22 protein-coding genes and 1 tRNA gene are annotated in these 25,095 nt (G+C 65.9%); 10 read left to right on the forward strand and 13 right to left on the reverse strand.

Features of this window, described 5'->3' with window-relative positions:
• Window positions 1-20: 20 nt before the first annotated feature.
• The 5 genes from JL11_RS06575 to JL11_RS06595 form a co-directional block, all read right to left on the reverse strand.
• Entirely contained in the window at window positions 21-467 is a 447-nt protein-coding gene (locus JL11_RS06575; RefSeq protein ID WP_054764958.1) for a DMT family transporter, read from the reverse strand.
• A gap of 31 nt (window positions 468-498) precedes the next feature.
• Window positions 499-1,362 (reverse strand): alpha/beta hydrolase, encoded by an 864-nt coding sequence (locus JL11_RS06580; protein ID WP_054764959.1) that lies wholly within the window; start codon window positions 1,360-1,362, stop codon window positions 499-501.
• A 61-nt stretch (window positions 1,363-1,423) separates the two neighbouring features.
• Window positions 1,424-1,894, reverse strand: coding sequence for an NUDIX domain-containing protein (locus tag JL11_RS06585; RefSeq protein WP_054764960.1), 471 nt, complete (start codon window positions 1,892-1,894; stop codon window positions 1,424-1,426).
• Window positions 1,895-2,108: 214 nt separating this feature from the next.
• Window positions 2,109-4,199: a DEAD/DEAH box helicase gene (locus JL11_RS06590; RefSeq protein WP_197273350.1), complete on the reverse strand. Its 2,091-nt coding sequence runs from the start codon at window positions 4,197-4,199 to the stop codon at window positions 2,109-2,111.
• Entirely contained in the window at window positions 4,196-5,578 is a 1,383-nt protein-coding gene (locus tag JL11_RS06595) for a HamA C-terminal domain-containing protein (RefSeq protein WP_197273351.1), read from the reverse strand. Before JL11_RS06595 ends, JL11_RS06590 begins: the two co-directional genes overlap by 4 nt.
• On the opposite strand from JL11_RS06595, the gene JL11_RS06600 reads away from it, so the two are divergent.
• The 5 genes from JL11_RS06600 (at window position 5,490) to JL11_RS06620 (ending at window position 8,151) form a co-directional block, all read left to right on the forward strand.
• Entirely contained in the window at window positions 5,490-6,263 is a 774-nt protein-coding gene (locus JL11_RS06600; RefSeq protein ID WP_054764961.1) for an SDR family oxidoreductase, read from the forward strand. The genes JL11_RS06595 and JL11_RS06600 overlap by 89 nt on opposite strands.
• A 5-nt stretch (window positions 6,264-6,268) precedes the next feature.
• Complete coding sequence (gene folB / locus JL11_RS06605; RefSeq protein WP_152949678.1) at window positions 6,269-6,667, forward strand: dihydroneopterin aldolase; 399 nt, start codon at window positions 6,269-6,271, stop codon at window positions 6,665-6,667.
• A 79-nt stretch (window positions 6,668-6,746) separates the two neighbouring features.
• Complete coding sequence (locus JL11_RS06610) at window positions 6,747-7,412, forward strand: DUF4870 family protein (protein ID WP_054764962.1); 666 nt, start codon at window positions 6,747-6,749, stop codon at window positions 7,410-7,412.
• Window positions 7,413-7,422: 10 nt separating this feature from the next.
• The gene (locus JL11_RS06615) at window positions 7,423-7,806 is read left to right on the forward strand and encodes a hypothetical protein (protein WP_054764963.1); all 384 of its coding nucleotides are present in this window, start codon (window positions 7,423-7,425) and stop codon (window positions 7,804-7,806) included.
• Between the two features lie 60 nt (window positions 7,807-7,866).
• Complete coding sequence (locus JL11_RS06620; protein ID WP_054764964.1) at window positions 7,867-8,151, forward strand: GNAT family N-acetyltransferase; 285 nt, start codon at window positions 7,867-7,869, stop codon at window positions 8,149-8,151.
• Window positions 8,152-8,171: 20 nt separating this feature from the next.
• Here the strand turns inward: JL11_RS06620 and JL11_RS06625 are convergent, their stop codons facing one another.
• From JL11_RS06625 to msrA, 5 genes are all read right to left on the reverse strand, one after another.
• Window positions 8,172-8,489: a hypothetical protein gene (locus tag JL11_RS06625; RefSeq protein ID WP_054764965.1), complete on the reverse strand. Its 318-nt coding sequence runs from the start codon at window positions 8,487-8,489 to the stop codon at window positions 8,172-8,174.
• A 125-nt stretch (window positions 8,490-8,614) separates the two neighbouring features.
• Window positions 8,615-10,579: a glucans biosynthesis glucosyltransferase MdoH gene (gene mdoH / locus JL11_RS06630; protein ID WP_054764966.1), complete on the reverse strand. Its 1,965-nt coding sequence runs from the start codon at window positions 10,577-10,579 to the stop codon at window positions 8,615-8,617.
• Between the two features lie 150 nt (window positions 10,580-10,729).
• On the reverse strand, window positions 10,730-12,577 hold the full coding sequence (locus JL11_RS06635) for an acyltransferase family protein (RefSeq protein ID WP_231681417.1): 1,848 nt from the start codon (window positions 12,575-12,577) through the stop codon (window positions 10,730-10,732).
• A gap of 60 nt (window positions 12,578-12,637) precedes the next feature.
• Window positions 12,638-13,960 carry a VOC family protein gene (locus JL11_RS06640; protein WP_054764968.1) on the reverse strand — a complete coding sequence of 441 codons (1,323 nt, stop codon included), beginning with the start codon at window positions 13,958-13,960 and terminating at the stop codon, window positions 12,638-12,640.
• Between the two features lie 106 nt (window positions 13,961-14,066).
• Window positions 14,067-14,717, reverse strand: coding sequence for a peptide-methionine (S)-S-oxide reductase MsrA (gene msrA, locus JL11_RS06645; protein ID WP_054764969.1), 651 nt, complete (start codon window positions 14,715-14,717; stop codon window positions 14,067-14,069).
• 138 nt (window positions 14,718-14,855) lie between these two features.
• Here msrA and JL11_RS06650 point away from each other — a divergent pair.
• Window positions 14,856-14,945: transfer RNA gene (locus tag JL11_RS06650), tRNA-Ser, on the forward strand.
• A 41-nt stretch (window positions 14,946-14,986) separates the two neighbouring features.
• Here JL11_RS06650 and JL11_RS06655 read toward each other — a convergent pair.
• Window positions 14,987-16,900: a sensor histidine kinase gene (locus JL11_RS06655; RefSeq protein ID WP_054764970.1), complete on the reverse strand. Its 1,914-nt coding sequence runs from the start codon at window positions 16,898-16,900 to the stop codon at window positions 14,987-14,989.
• Entirely contained in the window at window positions 16,897-17,550 is a 654-nt protein-coding gene (locus JL11_RS06660) for a response regulator (RefSeq protein ID WP_224761293.1), read from the reverse strand. The genes JL11_RS06655 and JL11_RS06660 overlap by 4 nt, the downstream gene beginning before the upstream one ends.
• Before the next feature lie 186 nt (window positions 17,551-17,736).
• On the opposite strand from JL11_RS06660, the gene JL11_RS06665 reads away from it, so the two are divergent.
• Genes JL11_RS06665 through JL11_RS06675 form a run of 3 tightly spaced genes read left to right on the forward strand, consistent with a single transcriptional unit; the run spans window position 17,737 to window position 20,326 of the window.
• On the forward strand, window positions 17,737-18,192 hold the full coding sequence (locus JL11_RS06665; protein WP_054764971.1) for a hypothetical protein: 456 nt from the start codon (window positions 17,737-17,739) through the stop codon (window positions 18,190-18,192).
• Window positions 18,193-18,245: 53 nt separating this feature from the next.
• Window positions 18,246-19,139, forward strand: coding sequence for a hypothetical protein (locus tag JL11_RS17660; protein WP_054764972.1), 894 nt, complete (start codon window positions 18,246-18,248; stop codon window positions 19,137-19,139).
• Window positions 19,140-19,147: 8 nt separating this feature from the next.
• A complete protein-coding gene (locus tag JL11_RS06675) occupies window positions 19,148-20,326 on the forward strand; it encodes a TMEM43 family protein (protein WP_054764973.1) in 1,179 nt (392 codons plus the stop codon).
• A gap of 191 nt (window positions 20,327-20,517) precedes the next feature.
• Here JL11_RS06675 and JL11_RS06680 read toward each other — a convergent pair whose 3' ends face one another.
• On the reverse strand, window positions 20,518-21,258 hold the full coding sequence (locus JL11_RS06680) for a hypothetical protein (RefSeq protein WP_054764974.1): 741 nt from the start codon (window positions 21,256-21,258) through the stop codon (window positions 20,518-20,520).
• Window positions 21,259-21,788: 530 nt separating this feature from the next.
• On the opposite strand from JL11_RS06680, the gene JL11_RS06685 reads away from it, so the two are divergent.
• Complete coding sequence (locus JL11_RS06685; RefSeq protein ID WP_054764975.1) at window positions 21,789-25,082, forward strand: S8 family serine peptidase; 3,294 nt, start codon at window positions 21,789-21,791, stop codon at window positions 25,080-25,082.
• The last annotated feature ends 13 nt before the right edge of the window (window positions 25,083-25,095 follow it).

The raw sequence follows: 25,095 nt of genomic DNA on the forward strand, positions 1-25,095 counted from the left end.
AAGCGGGAGAGGGTCTGGATTTACGAGCGGCGAACCAGAAGGACGCCGGCCAGAACCAGGCCCACACCGGCGATCCGGCCCAGGTTCAGCGGCTGGCGCGGCACCCCCAGGGCGCCGAAATGATCCAGGATCAAACTGAGCAGCAGTTGGCCCCCGACCATCAGGGTGATGGTCATGGCCACCCCCAGGCGCGGCACGCCCCAGGCGGCGGCCACCACGAAACAGGCGCCGTAGACCCCGCCAAGCCAGGCGTACCAGGGCAGGGCGCGGGCGGCGGCCATGTCGGGCCGGGTCTGCATCAGGGCGGCGAGGATGCCCAGCACCGTCGTGCCCACGGCGAAGGAGATGAAGGCCGCATTGACCGGCGAGGCGACGGCGGTCGCCAGCTTGGCGTTGGTCGGCGCCTGAAGGGCGGTGGCGCCCCCGGCCAGAACGACGACGAGGATGGCGAACAGAGACGGGTTCATGGGCCTTGGCTAGCACGTCGCCGGCCTTTTGTTAGCCCGAGATGAAGCGGGCGGCGCGTTCGCCCTCCGGATCGCCGGCGGCGCCGAAGCCCCGATTGATGGTCATATGGCTGTCGTCGGGGGCGGGAACGACCTCGGCGCGGCCGCCGGCGCGGGTCAGGGCCTCGGCCAGGCCCCGGCTCTGGACGGCCGAATCCTGACGCCGGGCCACGTGGAAGATCAGAAAGGGCGGATAGGCGACGCCGGGGCGGACGCGCAGGGTGGGCGACAGGGCGGCGGCCTGATCGCCGAAAGCCTGGTCATAGGTCTGGCCCAGCCACTGGTCGATGCGGCCGTCCCCGCGCGGCGCCGTGGCGTCATAGCCGGCGCCGTCCAGCAGGATCACCCCCGCCAGATCCGACGGCCTCAGCCCGAACGCGCCCAGATAGTCGGGGTCGATTCCGACCAGGGCGGCCAGATGCGCCCCGGCCGAATGGCCCATCAGATAGAGCGGCCGGCCGGGCAGGCGGCGTTTCAGGTCGGCCACGGCGGCGGCGACGTCCATGGCCGACTCGCGGGCGCTGACGGCGGGCGCCAGTCGATAGCCGGTCGAGGCCAGGGTCAGGCCGTGGCGGCGGGCATAGGCCGGCAGCTCATTGACCCGCGTCCGCTCGCCTCGCGACCAACCGCCGCCGTGGACGAACATCAGGACCGGTCCTGCGCCCCGGTCGGCATAGAGGTCATAGGCCTGAAGCGGATCGGGGCCGAAGGCGACGGTCTGGGACGGCCCCGGGGTCGCCGCGGGCGGCCCCGTTCGACGGCGCCGCCGATCTCCGCGCGATTGGGCCAGAGCGGCATTGGGCAAGAGGGCGCCGAGGGCCAGCCCCATCAGGGCCAGGCGACGGGAGACGGGCATAGAACGATCCTTTCCGAACAGGCTTGGCCGTTCTGAAACGGATCGGCGGATCGTTTCCGTCTCACCAGAGGTCGGAAACTGGGGCGCCGTCGAAGATTTCGGCCAGCCGCGCGCGACAGCCCCGATTGACGTCGGCAGGCAGGGCGGCGGGGGAGAACCAGCCGATCTCGGCGATCTCGCCGCGGCTGGTCGGTTCGCCCGGATCGAAGGCGTCGATGAGGAAGACGGCGACGTGATCGCCGGGAAAGAACCGCTCATTGGAATGGATCGACACCAGGCCCGGCGCCAACCGCGCGATCAGCCCGGCCTCCTCACGCAGTTCGCGCACCACGGCGGCCTGCGTCGTCTCGCCCCGATCCACCCCGCCCCCGGGCAGCCACCAGCCGTTCAGATAGGTGTGCCGCACCAGCAGCACCCGCCTCTGGGCGTCCGTCGCCACGGCCCGCACGCCCAGGGTCTTGCCGCGCGTCAGGCGCGACCAGGCGAAGAAGAGCGGACGGGTGAAGGGTTCGACGTGGATGCGCCAGTTCATGGGGGGGGTAACCGTCGGGGGCGGGATATTGGCTGGTCTTTTGAAAGGGAGCATGGGCGCATTGCGCCATCACCGGAAGTTGGCACCGCTCCAGAAAAACAGACATTGGGACCGTGAGGAGCAGGGGCGAGCTAGACTCTGGCCCGGAACTAGGATGGGCTGCAGATTGGTGATGGTTCTCTTCGCAGTCGCGTCGAGTCGTTTGCCCCTGCCATCAGTCCACGGTGATGCCGTCAAAGAAGAATTTGACAACATAGCGGTCAAACCGGCTCAACGACTGCGTCGCGAGGATCTTTCCCTGCCCTAGCTGCTTAAACCGCTCCAAGGCAACTAGAAGGTCCACGTCAGGGTCTTCGAAGTTGATGAGGCCTGCACGGTGGATTTTCTTGGAGATCATCCGTGGGAGACCATATTCCTCAAGGTGGTAGACAGCGCTGGGCAGGAACGCGCGGCTCATGCGGCCGACAAAGCCGGAGACGTCCACGGACGGGTTGATGATCAACTTATGCAACTCGTTCGTATCGCTTAGCAGCGCCGATAGCTTGAAAGTCACCGCCCGTTCGAGCTTGAAAAATTCCTCGATATCGATCCCTGAATCTTCTAAAGCGCGGATGATCTGAGAGAGATCCTGCTTCCAATTGTTAGCGATAGCCTTGGTTACGGTAACGACGTTGCTCCATGGCGCCTCCCAGCCATTGGGCTTCAGCTTGAGCACCTTGTACAGCGTGCTTTCCCAGTTGGACGAGTTGTTGGAATTGAGGAAGGCGAACCCTTTCCAGTCTTCTGGAGAGTTTCGCATGTCCGTTGCAAGTCGCAGTAAAAAATCCGCATCGCTGTCGTGGAGCAGGTTTTGACGCTTGATCCGAGCGAAATTTTCTTCACCGACAATCGAAGACATCTGAACTTTATATTCGATGATTTTCTCGACTTGGCGATCAGTCAGCTGGTCGGCGTCATCCGTCTCGTCCAAGGTCCCAAGAATTTCCTCTGGGAACTCGATCTCAAGTTGAGCGTCTTCAGCCGCTGGAGGTGCGTCAAGTAGATGAATATTTCCTACAAAATATTTGAACATACGGCCGCCGCGACCAATGATATTTTTGTATGTAAAATCCTTAAGGTTGTTCTTTCCGATCTTACTTCTCCACAGAACTACATTCTCTGCAGATGTATTAACGCCCTCTATTATTGAAGAAGTTGAGATAATATTGCTGAAGCCGTTATCGTATTCAAAAAGCTTTACTTGAAGCTGACTTATGCAACGATGCATGCGTCCATTGTGAACGCCGACGCCCCGGTCCGCGAGATCCGCCAATATCCAGTCTGGCTTATAGTTATCACGAAGCCATTGCGCGAAATTGTTAGTGTAAGAGTTATCCACTTTCGGCATGTGATCTATGACAAGATCGGAAACTCGCTTAATATCAGCGTATGTTCCCGCATAGATGAGCGCTTTCTGATCTCCAGCCGAGATCAGTTCAATCAATTTTTCGGCCTTCTTTTTTTCATTCCCACCGATATCCGTATAGTGGTCATTTATCGCGAGATATACAGTATTGAAGTCAAGTAATTCGATAAATTCCATGCCTTTAGTGAAGGCGTTGTCTCCAAGCTTCTTGATGTTTGGCGCTAGGTAATACCTCTGCTTCGACTTTTTCGAGAGCTTCAATATCGCCTTTATCAGCGAGGGTGCGCGTTCCTTATCGTGCTTTTGACTTGCCTTGTAGAACTCGTCGACAACAAGTAGGTCGATCTTGTTGAGAAGGTCCAAATATCCGAATGCCCGTTCCTGCGGAAAAATGAGTATATTCTTTGAGCCCAGCGCCGTATCTGGCGCGGTTATCACCGTATAATCTCTGGAGAATTTCTTGAATATACGTCGGCGCGTCTCGTCCATGAGCGCGATGGTCGGCACGATAATCACTACGGTGTCGGGTTTCTTAGCCGCGATATATGCGTCAATGATGAAGCTCTTACCGAAGCTGGTTGGCGCGCTGACAGCGATGCTCGTGCCGTCCAGGAGCTTTGCCAGAACGCTCGACTGCTCTCGGTGCAAAGTTGCGACCCGACGGCCGACATCCACTTCGAAAGCCTGGTGGACGTATTTGACGTCCCAAGGCGCGCCATCGAGTTGGAGGTAGGGAAACAGGCCAGTCTCCCGGATCATATGGTTCACGACTTGCGGATACGGCGTCCCGGCTTGCTCGAGGTCGGCCAGCAAACGAATTAGAAGATTTCGCGCCGCTAGTTCATTATGCGCGGTGAGAAGGCTGTTGATCTCCTGGCAGGTTTCGAAAACATCCATCATCCCTGCTCCTTGTAGAAGGCAACAGTTTTCATAAAAGCGTCGACGATTACCTTCTTGTCCGGCACCGGAAATAGAATGATATGAAAGCTGACGTCGTCGTATTTATGGACGTTACTAGCCTTTGCCATCTGCTTAGAAAAGTACGCCTCCGCCCTTGATTGATGATATAACTTTATTGTATCCTTATAGTAGGACGACAGATCCGTAGATTTCGCCGTTTCGCCGCATTCATGTAATATTAGGATCGGAATGTGAATTTTAGATTTGAGTTTATCTATCGACTCTCTGTTGCTGAGCGCGGCTCGAATATTTCCGCGTAATTTTGTATCAATCTGCAGTCCGTCTAAATCGGACACGCTGGTGATTATCGCATTTTCTTTTTTGAGCTTATCCGTCGAAAGGGACGCCAGGACGGACCCTACTATGGCGTCGAGGCGATAGTCCTCGATGGAGTTGTAAAACTTCGCCTCCCCGAACCAGAGTGTGAAGTCATCTCCATCAACGACAATGTGGACGCTATCGGCGCCCTTGGCATTGTCCTGAACGTTCTGCTTGTAGAAGATTTTCGGGACGACCGGCAGCGCATGAAATTGGTGCCGCATGATCCCATACAGGAAGACTTCAGCGATCTCGCTGCCCTGCCCGACCTCATCCTTGTCGGTCAGACGTAGGTTCTTGGCCGCAGCAACCAGGCTGCTATGGCTTTGATTGACGAGCGAGGCGCGCTCCCTTTGGGATAGCGCCGTCTGAGCGATGTTATCCCAAAGAAAATTTTTGAACTTGGGATAGCGCCAGTTCGTATCCTCGAAGTCGTTCACCAGACTAAGAACTCGCTTTTTGACGAGACCCTTGAGCTGTTCAGCCGAGGTAATGTTGGACAGCGCATCGTCGATAAGGACGTCAAACACTAGCCCCGTCATCGAGACGGACTCTGCGTAAAGATCGATCGCACAGATGGCATCCAAGCTTAAGGTGGCAACGGAGTTCCCCGACTCCTCGCTGAAGGGTGCAGCTTGCGATGCAAGGTTGCAAGCGCCTTGGCTGCACGCATGTCGCGCTCCACCTGCGCGTCGCCGCTCCGTTCGGAGAAGCGCCACTCGGGGAGCGGACCTTCCGGACGTCTGCCATGAGTCAACTTCCACCCCCACCCCCACCCCCATCCCCGCTTGAACCGCGCCCCGCCTGCCTCTAAGCCTTGGGGAAACAGGAGGATCACCATGCTGGCTCTCGGCATCATCTTCGGCTTCATCGCCGTCATGGCCATGATGAACCTGGTCGAGTTCGGTCGGGTTGACTGAAGTCCCGGCGGCTTCGGGCGCTTCTGCGGCGCGGGGCGTCGCCCTGGTTACGGGCGGGGCGCGGCGGATCGGGCGGGCCATCTGTCTGACCCTGGCCAGGGCCGGGTTCGATGTGGCCATCCATCATCACGCCTCGGGCGAGGCGGCGCGGGATCTGGCCGAGGTCATCGGCGGCCTGGGGCGGCGCGCCTGTCTGTTGCAGGCCGATCTGACGGACGAGGCGCGGGTGCGCGCCCTGGTTCCGGCGGCGGCCGAGGCCCTGGGGCCGGTCACGGTGCTGGTCAACAACGCCTCGGTGTTCGAGGACGACCGGATCGGCGGCCTGACGCGCGACAGCTGGGACAAGCATCTGGAGACCAATCTGCGGGCGCCGATCGTGCTGGCCGAGGCCTTCGCCGCCCAGACGGTGGAAGGGGCGATCGTCAATCTGCTGGACCAGAAGGTGCTGAAGCCGGACCCGCGCTTCTTCTCCTACAGCCTGTCGCGAAATGGGCTGTGGTGGGCGACCCAGACCCTGGCCCAGGCCCTGGCGCCGGGCATTCGGGTCAACGGCGTGGGGCCGGGGCCGACCCTGCCGTCGATCCATCAGACCCCCGAGGAATTCGCCGCCGAGGCGCGCGCCACCCTGTTGCAGACGCCCGGCAGCCCGGAGGCGGTGGCCGAGGCCGTGCTGTGGCTCATTGACGCGCGGATGGTGACGGGCCAGATGATCGCCGTCGACGGGGGCCAGCATCTGGCCTGGCGCACCCCGGACATCCAGGAGTAGATCGCGTGGTTCAGTCGTCGTCGGTGTCGCCGTTTCCGGCGGACGAACCGCTGCGCTGCGAGCGGCTGAGCGTCTTCGTGCGCGGGCTGGAGGTTCAGGCGGGGATCGGGGTCTATGACCACGAACAGGGGCGGCTTCAGACCCTGGTCATCGACGTGACCCTGGAGCTGGAGCCCCGGCCGATCGAGCGGCTGGGCGACACCATCAACTATGAGACCGTCGCCGAGGCCGCGCGCGCCATCGCCGCCGAGGGCCATGTGGGACTGGTCGAGACCTTCGCCGACCGGCTGGCGCGGGCCTGTCTGGACGACCGGCGGGTGATGCGGGCCACGGTGCGGATCGAAAAGCCCGGCGCCCTTTCGGCCGTGATCGCGCCGGGATGCGAGATCGTTCTGGCGCGATAGGTTGCGTCCGCCCGCCTGGGCGGCCATTGTCCTTAACAGTCCAGCCGTCTCGGCGGCGCGAGAGAAGCGTATCCTGTCCATGGCCGAACCCGGCGATCCGCAAGGCTCAGAGTCCGCACAGCCCCAGGCCGCGTCCGACGATCAGGATCACGACGCCCTGGTCGGCTTCGTCTCGGCGGCTTCGCTGGCGGGGCGGCGCCGAGAGCCGGAGGCGACGCCGGCTGCGCCGGTCTCCGCGCCGACCAGGGCCGAGACCGTGACGCCGGCCCCTGAGCGCGAAGCCGATCTGTTCGATCCGCCCGAGCCCCAGCCCGTTGCGGCGCCCGCCCCCGCCCAGCCGGGGCCCTTCGAACGGTCGGCCCGGCCCGGCCCGGTGGACGCCCTGCGTGACAGTCTGGAGCGCCGAAAGGAACAGCCGGCCGCGCCGATGAGCCTTTACGCCGTCTATGTGTTGATCCTTCTGGCGGTGCCGACCCTGGGGGTTTCGGCGGTGCTGGCCCTGTTGGCCGTGACCGGTCGCGACGGGCCGGAGGAGCGGCTGGCCGCCAGCCACTTCCTGTATCAGCGGCGCACCCTGTGGATCGCCGCCGGGGCGGTGGTGCTGGGCGGTCTGCTGGTGATCGTCAATATCGGCGTCTTCGTCCTGTTCCTCTTGGCCCTGTGGGTGTTGGCGCGGGGCGTCTTCGGCGTGATGCGTCTGAAGGCCGGACGGCCGATCGACCGCCCGCGCAGCTGGCTGTTCTGAAAGGACGACCATGACGACCGAACCCAACTTCACCCCCGGCCAGGAGCCGGAAGGCAAGGTCGGCACCCTGATCGCCTGGGCCCTGTTCATCCTGTCCATCCCCAGCGCCAATGTGCTGGTCCTGGTCGGGCTGGTGGTCGCCTATGTGACGCGCGGCACGGCGGCGGGCGTGGCCCGCCAACACATCGACGCCCAGATCCGCCTGTTCTGGTCGGTCTTCTGGTGGACCATCGCCGCCTGGGTCGGCATCTTCGTCAGCGCCCTGGCCTCGGTGGTGCTGATCGGCATTCCCTTCCTGCTGCTGTTCCTGCTGATCTGGTTCCTGCTCAGCGTCTGGTTCACGGTGAAGAGCGTGCTGGGCCTGATCAATCTGTTGCAGAACAAGCCGATCTGACGCACTCGCCGATGGAACGTCCCGGCGCCCCAAGCTGTTGAGGCAGAAAGGGAGTTGAGCATGGGACCGTTCACCGACGCCAGGGGCGACAACCGCTTCGAACAGGTGTTCGACGGCGAGGGCGGAAGCGGACGGGTCTGGGCCGACTACGCCGTGCGCGGCGGGGCGCGGATGATCCTGCACGTCGAGGCGGACCAGAGCCTGCGCGGCTCCGGCGCCGCCGGGCGCTTCATGCAGGCGATGGCCGAATATGCACGCGAACAGGGAATGAAACTGTTCCCCCAGTGCAGCTACGCCGTGGCCTGGCACAAGCGCCACCCCGATTACGACGACGTCCTGGCCTAGAAGGCGGACGGGGGCCGTAATCAGCCCAGACGGCCCACGATCGTGCGTATGGTCTCGGCCCGTGTCGGCAGATCGGCGGCGATACGCGTGGCGACTTCTCGAACGCCGACCGGATAGGCGTCGCCGCCCGAGGCGATGTCCTTGGCCTTTTGCGCCGCCTGGGTCAGCAGTTTTTCGAACTGGTCGATCTCTTCCAGGGCCAGGGCATGCGCCTCCATCTGCAGGCGCTTAACGCGCTCGGCCGTGGTCTCGGGCGCGCGCATCAGGTCATAGACGGCCGCCTCGGTCCCGACGATGCGCAGCTCGGGCTTGGAATCGGCGCTGGTCTTCTTGGTCATGGAATCGGTCCTCAGCAGAGCTGATGACTGAAGATGATCAAGACCGAGCCCTGCGTCGAGCGTGGCTGTAGCGGTTATGACGGTTCTGTGGCCGTCCTGCATCGGTCGGGCGGATAGAGCGGGGCTTACAGCTCCGGCGCGCGGGCGGGGACCATGGCCGGGGCTGCGACCGGGGCCAGGACGCCGCCGGCGACCGCGCGCAGGGGCGAACGCGGCGTGTGCAGGACCGACGGATTGACGCTGACGCCGTCCTGGGCCGGGGTGACCAGGAAGCCCTTCTTGGCCAGGGCGTCGCCCGAACGGACGCGCGAGGTCCAGACCGCGATGGGGGCTGCCAGCAGCAGCGGCAGGACGATGGGGGCGAACCAGGTGGCAAGGTCGGGCCGGACGCACAGGGGCGCGATGAAGCCCACGCCGGCGACCATCTGCCAGCGCATGGCGCGGAAGGCGTCGGACCAGGCCAGGCCGTCGGCCTCGCGCTGCTGGGTGGTCCAGCCGGTGTCGTGGCCGGACAGGATCTGGATGAAGGCCTTGGTGTTGGCGACCATCAGAATGGGGGCCAGGATGGCCGACAGGGCGATCTCGGCGGCCATGCCCTTGGCGATGGCGCGGCGTCCGCCGAAGGCGCGCCGCTCGGCCGGGCGGCTGAGCACCAGGGCGGCGCCCATGAATTTGGGCCCGATCAGCAGGACGCCGGACAGGAAGGAGGCCAGCATGAAGGGGGTGAACTGCGGGTTCAGGATGTAGAAGAAGCTGGTCCAGTCGACCGGATAGAACATCTGGATGAACAGGCCCACGATCAGCGAGGCCAGCCACAGGGGCGAGGACAGATAGGCCATGCAGCCCATGGCCAGCTGCAGGCGGCTCATCGGCGACAGGCCCTTGGCCGTGATCAGGCCCAGGTGCTGCAGATTGCCCTGGAACCAGCGGTGGTCACGGCGGATGAAGTCGGTGATCGACGGCGGGGTCTCTTCCCACGACCCGTCCAGGGCGGCGCTGACGTGGACGGCCCAGCCGGCGCGGCGCATCAGGGCGGCCTCGACCACGTCGTGGCTCATGATATGGCCGCCGAAGGGCTTCCTGCCCTTCAGGTGGGGCAGGCCGCAGCAGGCGGCGAAGGCGCGCGTGCGGATGATGGCGTTGTGGCCCCAGTAGCTGGATTCCGAACCGGTCCAGTAGGCCAGGCCGGCAGCGGCGACGCGGCCGTACAGGCGCACCGAATACTGCGACACCCGGGCGAAGATGGTGCGGGCCTTGATGATGACGGGGGCGGTCTGGATCAGGCCGACGCCGGGATTGCGCTCCATGGCGTCGACCATGCGCAGCAGGGTCTCGCCGGCCATGGTGCTGTCGGCGTCCAGGACGATCATGGTCTCATAGGCGCCGCCGAAACGACGGACCCATTCGGCCAGATTGCCGGCCTTGCGCTCGGTGTTCTCGGTGCGGCGACGATAGAAGGTCTTGCAGCCGGCGGTCTGGCGGAAGGCCTGGAAGACCGAACGCTCGTCGGCGGCGGCCTCTTCCTTGGTCGAGTCGCTCAGCACGAAGATGTCGAAGGCCGAGGCGGCGCCCAGGCGCGTCAGCGAGGCGTCGATCATCGCCAGACGGGCGAAGGAGGCGCGGGCGTCCTCGTTGTACAGCGGCATCAGCAGGGCCGTGCGGGTGCGCGGCAGGGCCGGGTGGGGGGCGAAGGACAGGTCGGCCTGGTCCTTGCCGCGCAGCATGACGAACAGGCCCATCAGGCCGCTGACGAACCAGCAGGAGATGGCGGTGATCAGCACCATGAAGATGCCGAAGGCCAGAACCTCGGTCCCGTCCCAACCCTTGCGGGCGTAGAGATAGAAGGGGGCGATGGCGGACAGGCCGGTCAGGACCAGGGTGCCGGCCAGCAGCATCAGCCGGCGCAGGCCGACCGCGCGCGGGGAGGTGGCGGGGATGGCCTCGGCGACGGCGTCGGGCGCGGTCAGGGACTGGACCGGCATGGCCAGCGGCGCCTCGTCGGGCAGCCAGGACCAGGCCGGGCCCTGCGGCGCCGGGTTCAGGGTCTCGATTTCAGCCTGTTCGACAGGCCGGATCGCCAGCTTGTTCATGCCGCTCTGAGCGCCCCCGTGTTGACCAGCCGCGCTTCCGAAGGCAGGAAGGCGGTGCGCGCTGCATCGCAGCACGACCCCTATAGTCGATCACATTCGCGCGATTTTCAATCACGCAATGTTGATAGGGGCGAAAAATTCGGGGTTTTTTTACTCACCCGCCGCCGCGACCTGGGCGACGGACCCGCCAGACGGGGATTTTATCGCTTCCTGCAACAACTTGCGGTCCAGCAGCCAGGCGGCGACGCCGACCCAGCCGACCAGCACCAGGGCGTAGGCCCGCTCCCACCAGCCGACGTTGGCGTCGTTGACCGTGCCGGGAAAGATCATGTGTTTTGTAACAACGGTCAGACACGCCATGATGACAAAGATGGCGGTCAGGAAGATTTTGAGCCGGGGCAGATCTCGGCGCGACGCAAGACCCCAGAGCAGCAGCACCGGCGCCAGCTGAATGCCCAGGGCCAGGTTGATGATCATGTGGCGCGGGTCCGGCCAGGGGTAGAGGGTCGAGCCCGACATGCCGGCGCCCGCTAGGACAAAGACGACGGCGATCACGGCCCCGGCGGCGCGCTTCTCGGTCAGGGCGTAGACGGCCAGGCCGAAGCCGATTCCCGCCAGCCCCGCCATCACCCCGGCGACGAAGACCCCGCCGTTGAAGATCAGGGGCAGGGGGGCGGTCGCCCCGCCCAGCTCGCTCAGATACTGGGTGGCGTTGTCGAACCCCGGATAGGCGGCGATGGCGGCCGCCACCACGGTCAGGGCCAGAAGCGGTGCGGCGACGCCGACGGCCAGCAGGCGGCGGCGCCGGTGATACCGGGCGGAAGGTTTGCGCAGGGCCTGGAGGTCCAGCGGCCAGGGCCGGCCGTCCAGCGGCTTCAGGCCCCAGAGCGGGCGGACGGCCGGGATGCGTTTGACGATCTCATAGACCGCGAAACTGCCCACGAAGGTGATCAGCAGCAGGGACAGGGCCTCCAGCCCCGCCGGCAGACGGGCGGGGCGGATGATCCAGACCGCCGCCACCAGGATGGTCTGGTGCGCCAGATAGAGGGGGAAGGTGGCCTCGGTCAGATAGGTCAGGACCGGCCCGCCGCGCGACCGCAGATGCCGGCTGCCGAAGCCCAGGATGGCGACGATCGTCGCCCACTGGTCCAGGCCGTAGACCATGGCCTTGGGCACGCCCCAGAAGGCCCGGCCGCCCGGATGCCAGACCTGGGCCATCATGATCGGCAGGGCGACCGCCGCCAGCCCCAGGGCGACCCAGCGATACCGCTCCATGTCGCGCCAGAGGGTCTCGCGGCCCACGATGCTGAAGCCGAAGACGAAGGCGCCCAGCGACAGGGCGTGATTGTACCAGTCCCAGTGCAGGACATTGGTCACCCCGAACCAGGGAAACAGCAGGATGCGGATGGCGATCAGATAGAGGATCGGCAGGATCAGAAGGCGCGGCCCCGCCAGGGCCGTCTCCAGCCATCCGCCGATCCGGTCGATCAGGCCGGGCCGCCGCCACAGCAGGATGGCGACGATACTGTAGGCGGCGATATAGACGATGAACCACAGGTGGTTGACCGGCACGCCGTCGGCCAGGCCGCTGAAGCTGAACTCGTGCACCATCCAGGCGGCGTAGCCGGCCAGGCCGCCGGGCCAGCCGGCCTTGTCCATCGCCTCGATCCAGGACTGGATGGGCACCAGGACCACGGCCCCGAACAGAAGCGGCGGAACCAGCCGCTCGAACCGCGCCCGGGCCACCTGGCGCGGCGTGCGGCGGAAGGTCATGAACCGCAGGGCCGCGCCCGACACCAGAAACAGCAGGGTCAGCCGCCACGGATTGGTGATCAGTATGGCTTCGCGCATCCACTCGAAGGTGTGGACGCTGTGCACGTGCCAGCCGTAGACCCCATAGACCAGGCCGACGTGATAGAGGATCAGCAGGCCGAACGCCCCAACCCGGATCCAGTCCAGATCATAACGACGCGCAGACGAGGGGGCGGAGGGGGGCACGGCCGCGTCTATGATCCGGCGCGGGGCGTCAGGCAATACGGCGGATGGTCTCGGATTTGCTCAGGCCGCGGCCTCGGCCAGACCCAAGGCCTTCAGGGCGGCGGCGATCGAAGCCTCCTGCTCCGCCTGATACAGGACCATCTCGTCCAGCACCGACCGGCCCAGGGCCTGTTCGAAATCGGCCTTGGCCGGGTCGACGGCATAGGCTTCGCGCACCTCGGCGCCCAGGTTGGACTGGAAGATTCCGGCGGCGCTGACGGGCAGGAAGTCCTCGTAGGTGATCGGCTCCGCGACGACGTGACCCAGGGCGATCAGGGCCTCCAGATCGGCCGTCTCGGCGCGGCCGGCCAGGCCCTGCGGCGTCGCGCGATAGCGGAACCAGGCCAGGCCGTTCCGGCGCAGGGCCGTCCAGTCGTCGGGCAGGGCCGAAAAGTCCTTGCTGGCCAGGGCCGCGTCGTACAGGGCGCGTCCCGTCGGGGTCAGGGCGCAGCCGCGCTGCTCGATCTCGCCGAAGCGGGCGGTGTGCACCCCCTGGACGGCCCCGTCCGCGCCGGGGAAGGCGATGGCCTCCTGCAGGGCCTTGAAACTGGTCTGGCGCAGCAGGATGGGGCAGGCGCGGGCGGGCGGCCCCTCGATCGTCTCCTTGGGCGTGATGCCCCGTTCGGGCATGGCGGCCTGGGCCGCGTCTATGTCCAGGGTGCGCGGCGTCAGATGGTTGATGTGCGGCCCCTTGAAGCTGACCACGTCGGCGATCAGCCGGTGGGCGGCGACCAGGCGCTCGTAAGTCTCGGCGCTGACCGTCGCCTCGGCGTGCCAGCGGAAGGTCTCCAGCAGTTCGGAGACGAAACGGTCGGCCTGGTCCTCGTCCAGACCGCCGGCGGTCTCGGCCGTCTCGATCAGCGCCCGCGCGCCCGGGGTGAAGATGTCGCGCCGGGCCAGGGCGGCGGCCGCCTCCTGACGCAGGTCCTGATCCGCGATCAGCTCCAGCCGCAGCAGGGAGCAGAAGACCCGGAAGGGATTGCGCGCCAGGGCCGCCGGATCGACCGGGCGGAAGGCGGTCGAATGGACCGGCACCCCCGCGGGGGCCAGATTGTAATAGCTGACCGGCGCCATGCCCATGACGGCGAAGGCGCGGGCGATAGTGGCCAGTTCGTCCGCCGTGCCGACGCGGATGGCGCCGTGCCGTTCCTCAGACAGCCGCGCCAGTTCGCCGGCTGCGGCCAGCCGGTCCGCCCCCGCCGGATCGGCCTTCAAGGCCTCGGCGTTGACCTCGGCCACCAGGGTCAGCAGCTCCCCGTACTGAGGCACCTCCGCTCGGTACATGGCCGACAAGGCGGCCGAGAAACGGCTGCGGATCTCATCGGGATGGACGAAGGCGGACATGGCGGCTCTCCCTTGGGCGTTTTCGGCTTCCCTACGCCTGTCCGCCGCCGACGCCTAGCCGGAGGCGGACAGGACATTTCGCCCGACCGTCATCCAAGGACGTCGGTCAGGCCCTCACGCCGATCCCGATCGGACAGACCACGCCGGTGCCGCCGATGCCGCAATAGCCGGCCGGATTCTTGGCCAGATAGCCCTGGTGATAACCCTCGGCGTAATAGTATTCGCCGGCAGGCTGAATCTCGGTGGTGATGGCGCCGCGCCCGGCCGCGGTCAGGGCCGCCTGATAGGCGTCACGCGACGCCTCGGCCTCGCGCTGCTGATCGTCGTTCAGAGTGTAGATGGCGGACCGATAGGTGGTGCCGACGTCATTCCCCTGGCGCATGCCCTGGGTCGGGTCGTGGTTTTCCCAGAAAGCCTTAAGCAGGTCGCCGTAGGTTATGACCGACGGGTCAAACACCACCTTGACCACCTCGGCATGCCCGGTCCGGCCGGTGCAGGTCTCCTCATAGGTCGGATTGGGCGTGATTCCGCCCGAATAGCCGGCCGACGTCACCCAGACGCCCGGCAGGGACCAGAAGACCCGCTCCACGCCCCAGAAACAGCCCATGCCGAAGATCGCCGTTTCAAAACCCTCGGGATAGGGCCCCTTCAGCGGATGGCCGCTGACGAAATGGGTTTCGTCCGTCGCCAGGGGCTCGGCGCGTCCGGGCAGGGCGGTCTCGGCGGTGGGCAGTTCGGCGGTCTTGGTCAGCAGCATGGGGTTCCCCAATAAGGAAAATGTCGTCCGCCCCCATATGGGGACGTCACAGGCGCTTGCCGAGGGGGCCATGGTGTTCTATCAGGCCCGCCTCCCGCCGGATCGACCTCCGGCGGCGCGCACGAGCTGGCGTGAAACGGACAGGTGGCGGAGTGGTCGATCGCGCACGCTTGGAAAGCGTGTGTAGGTGAAAGCCTACCGAGGGTTCGAATCCCTCTCTGTCCGCCAGCGCCTGGTGTTACGGGCTCTCTTCGGCTCGCTTTCGCCTCCTAACGCCCTGGTTCCGGCGCAGAAGGGAGAGGCGCCTGCAGCCGAACTGAAAGTCCGGGGTTCAGCGGGACCAGATCCAGCGTTCCGCCGATCCGGTCCGCGCGGCGGTTCATGTTGGGCAGGCCCTTGCCGCCTTCACGCAGCGACTGGGGCAGTCCGACACCGTTGTCCGAGACCGAGATAACGACGGCGTCGCGTTCCATCTTCAAGCGAATATCGACTCTGGACGCCTTGGCGTGTTTCACGGCGTTGGTGATCGCCTCCTGAAGAATGCGGTAGATATTGATCCTGGCCTCCGGGCCGAAACCCTCGACGGGCGCGCCCGGCTCGGCCGACCAAGTCAGCTCAATCCCCGCCAGACGCAGGCGGGGCGCCATGCGTTCGTGGAAGATGGCGATGGCCACCTCCAGCGAGTCATCCACGCCGTCCATCGAATCGATGATCAGCCGCAGATCGTCGATGGCGATCCGCACGCCCTCGCGCAGGGTTTCGACATCGGGCGCGCCGCCTCTCAACTGGGCCAGCAGCGAGACCAGATGGCCGCCGACTCCGTCGTGCATGTCGCGCACCAGGCGCTGGCGCTCTTCGTTGATGGCGATCATCCGCTCCTGCTCTCTGAGGCGCAGATAGGTGGAGCGGATCTCGGCCTCCTTGAGCTGCACCTGTTCCGCCAGGCTGTCGCGCGCCATGGCGGCGCCGCGATACAGATCTATGCCCCTGATGATGATCTCCCAGGCGATGGCGCCGATCAGGACGAAGGGGAAATAGAGCCCCGCCATGGTCCATCGGGGCAGGCCGAAAAGGGCGATGATCAGATCATGTATCGTCGCCGTCAGGGCGACGGACAGGAAGGCGAAGGTGCGCGCCGCCACGGCCGGCCGGGCTTTGGCCAGACAGGTCATCCGCCAGATGAAATAAAGGCCGCACAGCACGATGCAGGCCGTTTCGGTGATCTGCGGGACCCAGACGACCTTGGCCGCCCAGCCGCACCAGAGGCCGATGATGCAGGCCAGGCACCAGCCGTAGACGAAGACCAGATGGCGCGCCGGGGCCTGGGTCCAGCGGTTCAGGAAGAAGGCGGCGTTCGCCATGGCCGTCGCCGAGATCGAATAGGCCGCCACGTCCCTCAGGGCGCGGTCGATGTCGGCGTCGTACCAGATGAAGGTCCAGCCCCGGACGGCCAGCGAGATCATGAAGGCGGCCAGGCTGAAGAAGACGCCGCTGTAACCGCTGAGCGGCAGCAGGAACACGGCGGTCAGGGCCAGGGTCGAGGAGGCGATCACCGTGATGAAGGGCAGGACGGTCTTCGTCAGCCTTTCCTGCTGCTGAAGGCGCCGCAGGACGTTTTCCGGCCCGACATAGATCCGGCCGAAATTCGGATGGCAACCGTTGGCGACGGCGACGATGTCGAGCCGGTTCTTGCCCGGTTGGATCAGTTCGGGCGTCAGCCCCAGGGTCAGGGGCTCATTGCCTTCCCGGGTCGGCTGGGATGAAAAGCGTCCGCGCGGCGTGGCGACCATTCGACCGTTCAGCCAGACGGCGTAGTTGTCGCGGATCCCGCTGACATGGACGCCGTAGACGACGTCGGGATCGGCAAGGCTGACGTCGGCGCTCAGCTGATAGGCCGAGAAGCGCGCGCCACGGACGCAGGGAGAGGCGTCGTTCTCGCGCGTGTTGAAGGGCAGGCGTTTCAGCGTGCGGCCCGACCGTTCGATCGGTTCCGGCTCAAGGCCGGGGACCGGCGCCACATAGGCCTTTGAGATCTGAAGGGCGGCGAGTTGGGCCGGCGGCAGGGCCGGCCGGTTGGCCGCGAAGACGAAGGTCCAGAAGACCACCTGGATGAGGACCGTCAGGATCAGGCCGCCGGCGACAGGCCGGCGTTCGAGATCCAGGTTGAACAGGGGCGTGGTCAAAGCTGGATGAGGCCCGTCTGGACCGCCTCGAACACCGCTTCGGACCGCGAATTGACCGCCAGCTTGCGATAGATGGCCTTCACATGGGCGCCCACCGTATGGTGGGAGATCGACAGGGCCGAGGCGACCTCGCGATAGCTCAGCCCGCGCGCCAGCAGATTCAGCAGCTCGACCTCGCGAGGGGTGACGGCGGCGGCGCTCTCGCACGGTTCGGGCTGGGCCGGTTGCGGCGCGCGGCGCATGCGCCGCAGCAGATAGGCCGCCACCGAGGCCGATATGGGAGACCCGCCGTTCAGGGTCTCCAGAATGTCGGCGCACAGGGTCTCGTCGGCGCTGTCCTTCAACAGATAGCCGTCCGCGCCGGCGCCGACCGCCTCGACCACGCTGGTCTCGTCGCCGAAAACGGTCAGCACCAGCAGGCGCGGCGGGGACGGCAGGGCCGCCGCCGTGCGAATGACCTCCAGACCGGAGCCGTCGGGCAGTCCCAGGTCGACGATGATCAGGTCGGCGCCCTTGGCGGCGAGCGCCAGTCCGGCCGAGACGCCGCCGGCCTCGCCGATCAGCTGCAGCTCGGGATGGGCGTCGATCAGGCGGGCCAGGTGGCGACGGACGAAGGGGTCGTCCTCGACGACGGCGATGCGATGGGGCACGGCCCTCTCCTGATGAACGACCGCAAAGCTTAGCGGGAAGGCGTCGAACCGCATCCCATGATCATGGGAGGCGGCCCGCGCACCCATGGTATTCCAAGCGCCTCCCCCAACGGTCAAGCTTTCTGTCGAACCCGCCTCCGACCGGCTCCGGTCTCGACGGCGGGCCCATTTGGAAGGACCACGAACTTGAAACTCTGTCTTCTCGCCGCCGCCCTGCTGGCCGCCGCCGCCCCGACCGTCTCGCTCGCCCAGGACGCCAGCCTCACCGCCAACTTCGGCGAGATTTCGCTCAGCTCCGGCTTCACCCCCGACCCCTACCGCGTCAGCGTCCAGGCGGGCGGATCGGTCGACGGAGCGCGTCTGCCGGGCGCCTGCACCGGCATGATCAGCCAGGCCCCCGACTTTGAGCTGACCTATCAGGCGGGCTCCCTGCCGCTGGTGTTCCGCACGGTCTCGTCGGAAGACACGACCCTGATCATCAACGGCCCGGACGGACGCTGGCACTGCGACGACGACTCGTACGGCGACGGCGACGCCATGGTGCGCTTCAACCGGCCGCAGAGCGGAACCTACGACGTCTGGGTCGGCACCTTCGGCGGCGGCACGACCAGCGCCACCCTGCAGATCACCGAAACCCCCTGAAGAAAGAGGCGCGGTCCCGGATCGATCCGGGGCCGCGCCGAACGTTCAGTCCCATGGCTTTTCGATCCATTCTCATCGGCTTCGGCCTGGTCTTCGCCGCCGGTCAGGTCTCGGCCCAGGCCTTTCAGCACAGGCCCGACTTCCAGATTGTCGAGCTCGAATCCGGCTTCCTGCCGGATCCCGAGGTCGTGCAGCTCCGCGCCGGCGGCGCCCGGTCGGCCGCATCCCTGGCGCCCGGATGCGTCGGCATGGTGGCCCGTCGCGCCAATATCGAGCTTCGCTACGAAGCCGGCGCCTCCCCGCTCGTCCTGACCAGCGACAGCCCTGCAGACACCAGCCTGGTCGTCCAGGGACCGGACGGGCGCTGGCGTTGCGACGACGACAGCCTCGACGGCCGCAACGCGCGCATCGTCATTTCCAGCCCCCAGTCCGGGACATACCGCATCTGGCTGGGCGCCTTCGGTCAGCCTCGCCCGATCGGCGAGGTCCGGATTTCGGAAATGCTGGGCGGCGGCCGGTACGGCCCCGAGGCGAGCGACGACGGCCGGGACGCTCCCGATCACGCCGCACCGGCCGCCTATGGCTCGCGCCGGCTTCGCGCGGGCTTTACGCCTGATCCCTTCCGTCGCGCCGTGACCGCTGGAGGGACGGTCGACGCCTCGCGTGTCGAAAACGGCTGTTCCGGCTTTACGGCGATCGCGCCCAGTTTCGAACTGACCTACGACGCGGCCGGCATGCCGCTGGCGATTCGCGCGAACGCCGACCGCGACGTCACCCTGATGGTCAATACGCCGGACGGCGAGTGGCTGTGCGACGACGACGGCGGCGAAGGCACCAACGCAGAGATCCGCCTGAACGCGCCGCGCAGCGGCGTCTACGACATCTGGGTCGGCGTCTTCGGCGGCGGCACGGCGCCGGCTGTCCTGCAAATCACTGAAACCCCGTGAAGCCGGACATGAGCCAAGATCCCCTCGTCGTGACGACCCACGCCTCCTGGCTGCAACGGCTGGGCGGCGCCCTGGCGGGCATGGCGGTCGGCGTCATCCTGGTGCTGGGAGGCCTGACGCTTCTGTTCGGCAACGAAGGCCGCGCCGTGCGTGCGGCCCAGACGCTGGACGAGGGCGGACGTCTGGCGACCTCGGCCTCGCCCGACCGGATCGACCCGGCCCAGGAGGGGCGGCCCATTCACGTCGTCGGCATGGCCCAGGCCGCCGGACCGCTGAGCGACGAGAGCACAGGTCTCAGAATCTCCGGCCTCCGGCTGGTTCGGAAGGTCGAACTCTATCAGTGGGTCGAGACGGTTCGCACCGAGACGCGCACGCGGTTGGGCGGCGGCGAGGAGACGGTCGCCACCTATGACTACCGGCTGGAATGGTCGTCGCTTCCGGTGGATTCCGACGGGTTCAAGCAGCCGCAGGGACACGTCAATCCCGAACCGATTCTGAAGGATCAGGACTTTTCGACGCCGCAGATCAGGCTGGGGCGGCGGCGCCTCGGGCCAGAGGCGGCTGCGGGGCTGCCGGCGACGGAAACCGTCGTCCTTCTGGCCGGCGACGCCCAGGAGGCGGAGCGGCGCCTGGGGCGCAAAGTCGTCGTCAGCGGCGACGCCCTCTATGTGGGCGCAGATCCGGCCCAGCCGGCCGTGGGCGACGCCCGCATCCGCTATGCGGCGGCTCCCTGGGGGCCGATCAGCGTCATCGCCGGCCAGCAGGGCGCCGATCTGGTTCCCTACGCCACGCGCCACGGCCGCCTTTACGAGGTGCGGGCCGGACGGCTCGACGCCGAGACGATGCTGCAGGACGCCAAGGCGGCCAACCAGGTCCTGACCTGGCTTGTGCGGCTCGGCGGCGCGGTCGCGATCATCCTGGGCCTCGCCCTGATCCTCAATCCGGCCAAGGTGGCGGCCGACGTGTTCCCGCCGGCGGGCGCGATCGTCGGGTTCGGCGTCGTCGCCCTCGCCTTCATCTTCGGCTTAATCCTCTCGGCCCTGACGATCGCGACGGCCTGGCTGGTCGTTCGTCCCCTGCTGTCCGTCGTCGTCCTCACCCTCGGCGCGCTCGTCGCCCTGGGCATATGGAGGTTAAAGGCCGCACGCGGAACGCGCTCTGAACCTCGCGTTGTTGGTACTCAGTAAACGAGCGGTATTGGCCCGTAGCTGCTTGAAATGCCCTCGAGCTAGTGCGGCAGCTCTAACCCTCGCTAGCGCAGCCGACGAAGGCAGCTGTTCTAGAAGTAGGCCGGCAACCTTATAGGCTGTTCGCAGTAAGGGGTAATCGACGCAACATTTGCGGTAAATTTTGTGAGTATTCGCCGCACGCTTTTTCATCAGGCCGCGAGCTGACGGGATTTGCAGGGCTGCAATGCGATAGACACGCCTCTCGCGGCTGGCGGCGTGCCGACGAGATCCTTCAGTCGGGCGAACGCCGTGGGGCTGGTGCAGAGGATGCGCCGTTCATCGGGCTCCCATCTGGCGTGATCCAGGTAGCTTACCGCCGCACCTTCCCCCGCGATCTGGACGACCGCCTGGCGGATGTCGGTCTGGGCGAACGGGATGAGCCGCGCCGGCGTTCCGGCGCTGCCATCCGGTCGTCGGTTTTCGGCGGCGCGAAATCTTTTAATGGGTTCATAAAGGTATTGTCGGTCGCTGGTGACCGGTTTTCGTGTCGCTGATGTCCGCTTTTCTGGCGTTTGAGCGGTCACCAGTGGCCGCTTTTCGCGGGTTTGATCGACCGCGGATGACCGGCTTTGCGGCGTCTCTGCCTTTTCGTAGGGCAGGGTCGCGCGGCAGATATTGGTGCGGCCGCGTCCCTTGCGGACCTCGATCTCGAGATAGTTTGCGGTCTTCAACTCTTCGAGCAGGCGTCGCAGTTGGCGGGGGCTGACACCCAGGCTGGTGGCCATGCTCTCTTGGCCGCGCCAGGCGCCGCCTTCGCAAGGGTTCAGGTCGTGAAGGATTAAGCCTGCTACGGCTTTGGCCTGGAGGCTGATCTTGGGGTCGCTGGCGATGCGCTGATGCCAGGCCAGCTTCTCGGCGACGAAGTTTTCGGGATCGAGGCGGCGGGTCATGAGCGAGCCTCCGACGTTGCGGCCGGGCAGGGCATGGGGCCGAATGCCTTCGGCCTTGAGTGTTGTGCCAAGCCCATTTGAACCCCGCCGTGCGCTGCAACGCTGGCGGGGTTTTTCGTGTCGGCATGACCGTTCATCGGGTTAGCCAAAGCGGAAAAATCTATAAAGATTTCAAAGTGCGCCCAAGTCCCCGTTAGTCGAGCCAAAAGTTTGATTTTAAACGAGGAAACGACTTCCTCTCTGTCCGCCACGGCTTTCCCTCCTTACCCCCCCCTGCGAGCGAGTTGCTTCGGCCCGGCGATGGTCTGGACCTGCGCCGCTGAACCGAATAGCGCATGACAATGCGGAGAAGGCTACGGCTGGCCGCGCAGAACGCGTCGGAATTTTATCCCCTAAAAGACGAAACGCCGCGCCCGTCTTTTGTCCGAAATGTGTTGACGACGGTGCTCGCGCCGGTCGATTGAGTGTTTGAATTGCGCCGTGGGGTTGCAAGCTTAAGCGTTCGGCCGTCGGCCGAAGAGGGGGAAAGAGTGGCTTTCAGTTTCAAAATCGGCCTGATGGCTGCGACGGCGGGCGTGTCGGTCCTGGCGGGCGCGGCGGCGGCGCAGACGGCGCCGACCCCGCCGGCCGGCGGCTTCTATATGGCCGATGGGACACGCACGACCAACTATCAGACCGCCCTGGCTTCCTGGCGTGCGGACGCCCAGTTCTCGGTTGATTATTCCAAGGGTTTCCTGGGGTTGGAGCACGCCTACGCCATGGGATTGACCGGGCGGGGTCAGACGATCGGGGTCAATGACGCCGGCGTCTATATGGACCACCCCCTGTTCGGATCGGCGGGCAAGGTGACGGGGCTGCGAACCCAGGTCGTCGAGGGCTACGGCAATGACGGGCGGATCAATCCGCGTCGTCGATGGGAGGGCCACGGCACCCATGTGGCGGGCACCATCGCCGGCGACCGGGTCGCGGGTCAGCCCATGTTCGGCAACGCCTACGGCGCCAAGCTCTACGCCGCCACCACCAACTTCGCGGCCGGCGACTTCCTGTGGTTCAAGGACGTCTATATCGACGGCGACATCGTCGCGACCTCGAACCAGAACATCGTCGATCTGGCCAATACGGGGCAGGTGCGCATCATCAACAACAGCTGGGGCAGCGGCACTTCCCTGCCGTACAATGCGTCGCTGTCGACCGTTCTGGCGTCGATGAATCGGAACTACGGCGACTACTACAAGCCGGTGCTGGACAAGGACGTGCTGGTGGTCTTCTCGGCCGGCAACGGCTATGGCGTCCACGCCAGCATCGACGCCGTGGCGCCCCTGTCGGATCCGCGCCTGCGCTCCAACTGGCTGTCGGTCGCCAACTATTCCAGCTTTGCCGCCGCCGACCCGTCGACCAGCTTCTGCGGTCAGACGGCGACCTGGTGCGTCGCCGGACCGGGTTCGGCCGTCGTCTCGTCCGTGCCCGCCTATACGATGGACCGGGCCGGCATCCTGGCCCTATATCCCCGGGCGAACTATACGGGACTCTATGCTGCGACCACCGTCTCGGCCCTGCAATCTGCGGCCGTGAACCAGTTTCTGGTCGTGCTGAACAACTATCTCGACGCGCGAGAAGCCGGCGGACCCGGTTATGACGAGGACGCGCAACGGCGCGAAGTGGCTCGACAAGCGGCGGCCATCACCCTGGTTGCGGGAGCCCGCCTGGGCGATCCCGACAGCTTCACCTCCACCCTGGCGGGCTTGCTGGTCTCGACCAACAACATGGCGATCCTGACCCCGGCCTTCTCCGGCGCCGTGCTCGAATACGCCAACGCCGAACTGCAGCGGGTGCTGAACCAGTACATCCGCTACACCGGCGCCGGCTATGCGGCCTATACCGGCACGTCGATGGCGGCGCCGAACGTGTCGGGCTTCGCCGCCCTCCTGATGGAGAACTTCCCCGAATATTCCACGGCCCTGATTTCGGACATTCTGGTGTCCAGCTCGCGGGATCTGGACACGCCGGGCGTCGATCTGAAGTCCGGCTGGGGCGCGCCCCAGATGAACGTCGCCTTGGGCGGCCCGACCGCTTTGCGGGCGACCCGCGACGTCACCGTGGCGGTCGGCACCGTCGATGTCTGGAGCAACAACATCGGCGACGCCCGCGACCGCTATTCGGCCGAGGTGCGGGCCAACTTCGGCAATGACATCGGCGGTCTGGTCAAGAAGGGCGGGGGGCAGCTGATCCTGACCGGCGCCAATGACTACAGCGGCCCGACCCGCGTCGAGGGCGGTCTTCTGACCGTCAACGGCAGCCTGCTGCGTTCGAACGCCACCGTCGGCGGCGTGGGCATGATCGGCGGCGTCGGTCGTCTGCTGAACCTGACGGCGGAAAGCGGCGGCGTGGTCGCGCCGGGCGACGGGGCCAATCCGTTCGGAACCCTGACCGTCGCCGGCGACGTCAACTTCAAGCCGGGCTCCTTCCTGTGGATCCGCTCCAGCGTCAACGGCGGCGCCTATTCGCGGCTGAACGTCGGCGGGGCGACGCGCCTCGAGGGCGGTCAGGTCGTGCTGAAGGCCGACAGCGGCGAATGGAACCTGCGCTCGCGGATGAACATCATTCAGTCGACGGGCGCAGTCACCGGCGCCTTCACCGGGGCGCAGAGCGATCTGGCCTTCCTGACGCCGGTCCTGACCTATTCGACCAACGGGGTCACGCTGACGGTGCGCCGCAACGACGTGACGGTGGCGTCCCTAGGCGCCAACTCGAACCAGAAGTCGGCGGGCGCAGCCCTGGACGTGATGATCAACGGATCGGCGACCAGCGGAAGCCGCGACCTGTCGCTGGAGAACGCCCTGCTGGACGCCAGCGTGCCCGCGGTTCAGGCCGCCCTGCCCAGCCTGACTGGCGAGGTTCACGCCTCTCTGGCCGGCCTGGCGGTGTCCGACACGCGCGCGATCCGCGAGGCCATGTCGGACCGCGGCCGGGGTCAGGCCGGCGGTCAGACCTATGCGGGCAACGGGGTTTCGGTCTGGGGCAGCGGCGTCTTCGGCGACGGCCGCGGCTCGCGTCATGACGGCCTGGCGGCCTTCCGCAGCGAATCGTCCGGCTATCTGGTCGGGGCCGAAAAGGCGCTGTCGGACGATGTTCACATCGGCTTGGCCTTGGGCGAAAGCCGTTCGAAACTGCGGTCGGCGCGGCTGAACTCGACGGGTCGTGTCAACAGCGAACAGATCGGCGTCTACGGCGGCGGCGCCCTGGGCGACTTCCAGGTCCGTGTCGGCGGATCCTGGGCCAAGGCCGACGTCCGCACCGACCGCACCGCTCAACTGAATCAGTTCAGCAACGCCTTGGCCGGCGACTACGACGGCGACGTCTGGCAGGTCTATGGCGAACTGGCCTGGAGCCGAGCGGTCGGGGCGACGATGTTCGAACCCTACGGCGCCTTCAGCCATGTCCAGTACGACGCCGACGTCGTCGAGGTCGGCGGAGACGCCGCCCTGTCGGGCCAGGTCGAACAGACGGCGGATCTGGTCACGGCCGGCTTCCGCACCCGCACCGTCCTGGCCGGCGGTCAGGGCCGTCCGCGTCTGTCGGCGGTGACCCACCTGGCCTATACCCACGATCTGAACGGCGACGGGCCCGTGTTCGACGCCGCCTTCGCCGACGGACCCGGCTTCGTGATCAACGGCGCCAATCCGGGGGACGACGTCATCTCCGGCGGCCTGGCCTTCACCGTCCAGGCGACCGAACGCACCGCGCTGGAGATGGGCTACACCGGCCTCTACAAGGACGAATACCGCGACAACCGCATCTTCGGCCGGTTCAGCGTCAAGTTCTGATTCCCGCCTGAAC

The sequence above is a fragment of the Brevundimonas sp. DS20 genome (assembly GCF_001310255.1).
GTDB classification, from domain to species: Bacteria; Pseudomonadota; Alphaproteobacteria; order Caulobacterales; family Caulobacteraceae; genus Brevundimonas; species Brevundimonas aurantiaca.

Bases quoted from the DNA above. Each gene is read 5' to 3' on its own strand.
- JL11_RS06620 (WP_054764964.1), top strand. From the start codon at position 7,867: ATGGGACCGTTCACCGACGCCAGGGGCGACAACCGCTTCGAACAGGTG.
- JL11_RS06595 (WP_197273351.1), bottom strand. From the start codon at position 5,578: ATGGCCCGCCCGATCCGCCGCGCCCCGCCCGTAACCAGGGCGACGCCC.
- JL11_RS06580 (WP_054764959.1), bottom strand. From the start codon at position 1,362: ATGCCCGTCTCCCGTCGCCTGGCCCTGATGGGGCTGGCCCTCGGCGCC.
- JL11_RS06575 (WP_054764958.1), bottom strand. From the start codon at position 467: ATGAACCCGTCTCTGTTCGCCATCCTCGTCGTCGTTCTGGCCGGGGGC.
- JL11_RS06640 (WP_054764968.1), bottom strand. From the start codon at position 13,960: ATGTCCGCCTTCGTCCATCCCGATGAGATCCGCAGCCGTTTCTCGGCC.
- JL11_RS06625 (WP_054764965.1), bottom strand. From the start codon at position 8,489: ATGACCAAGAAGACCAGCGCCGATTCCAAGCCCGAGCTGCGCATCGTC.
- mdoH (WP_054764966.1), bottom strand. From the start codon at position 10,579: ATGAACAAGCTGGCGATCCGGCCTGTCGAACAGGCTGAAATCGAGACC.
- JL11_RS17660 (WP_054764972.1), top strand. From the start codon at position 18,246: ATGGCTTTTCGATCCATTCTCATCGGCTTCGGCCTGGTCTTCGCCGCC.
- JL11_RS06680 (WP_054764974.1), bottom strand. From the start codon at position 21,258: ATGACCCGCCGCCTCGATCCCGAAAACTTCGTCGCCGAGAAGCTGGCC.
- JL11_RS06675 (WP_054764973.1), top strand. From the start codon at position 19,148: ATGAGCCAAGATCCCCTCGTCGTGACGACCCACGCCTCCTGGCTGCAA.
- msrA (WP_054764969.1), bottom strand. From the start codon at position 14,717: ATGCTGCTGACCAAGACCGCCGAACTGCCCACCGCCGAGACCGCCCTG.
- JL11_RS06610 (WP_054764962.1), top strand. From the start codon at position 6,747: ATGGCCGAACCCGGCGATCCGCAAGGCTCAGAGTCCGCACAGCCCCAG.
- JL11_RS06615 (WP_054764963.1), top strand. From the start codon at position 7,423: ATGACGACCGAACCCAACTTCACCCCCGGCCAGGAGCCGGAAGGCAAG.
- JL11_RS06590 (WP_197273350.1), bottom strand. From the start codon at position 4,199: ATGATGGATGTTTTCGAAACCTGCCAGGAGATCAACAGCCTTCTCACC.
- JL11_RS06585 (WP_054764960.1), bottom strand. From the start codon at position 1,894: ATGAACTGGCGCATCCACGTCGAACCCTTCACCCGTCCGCTCTTCTTC.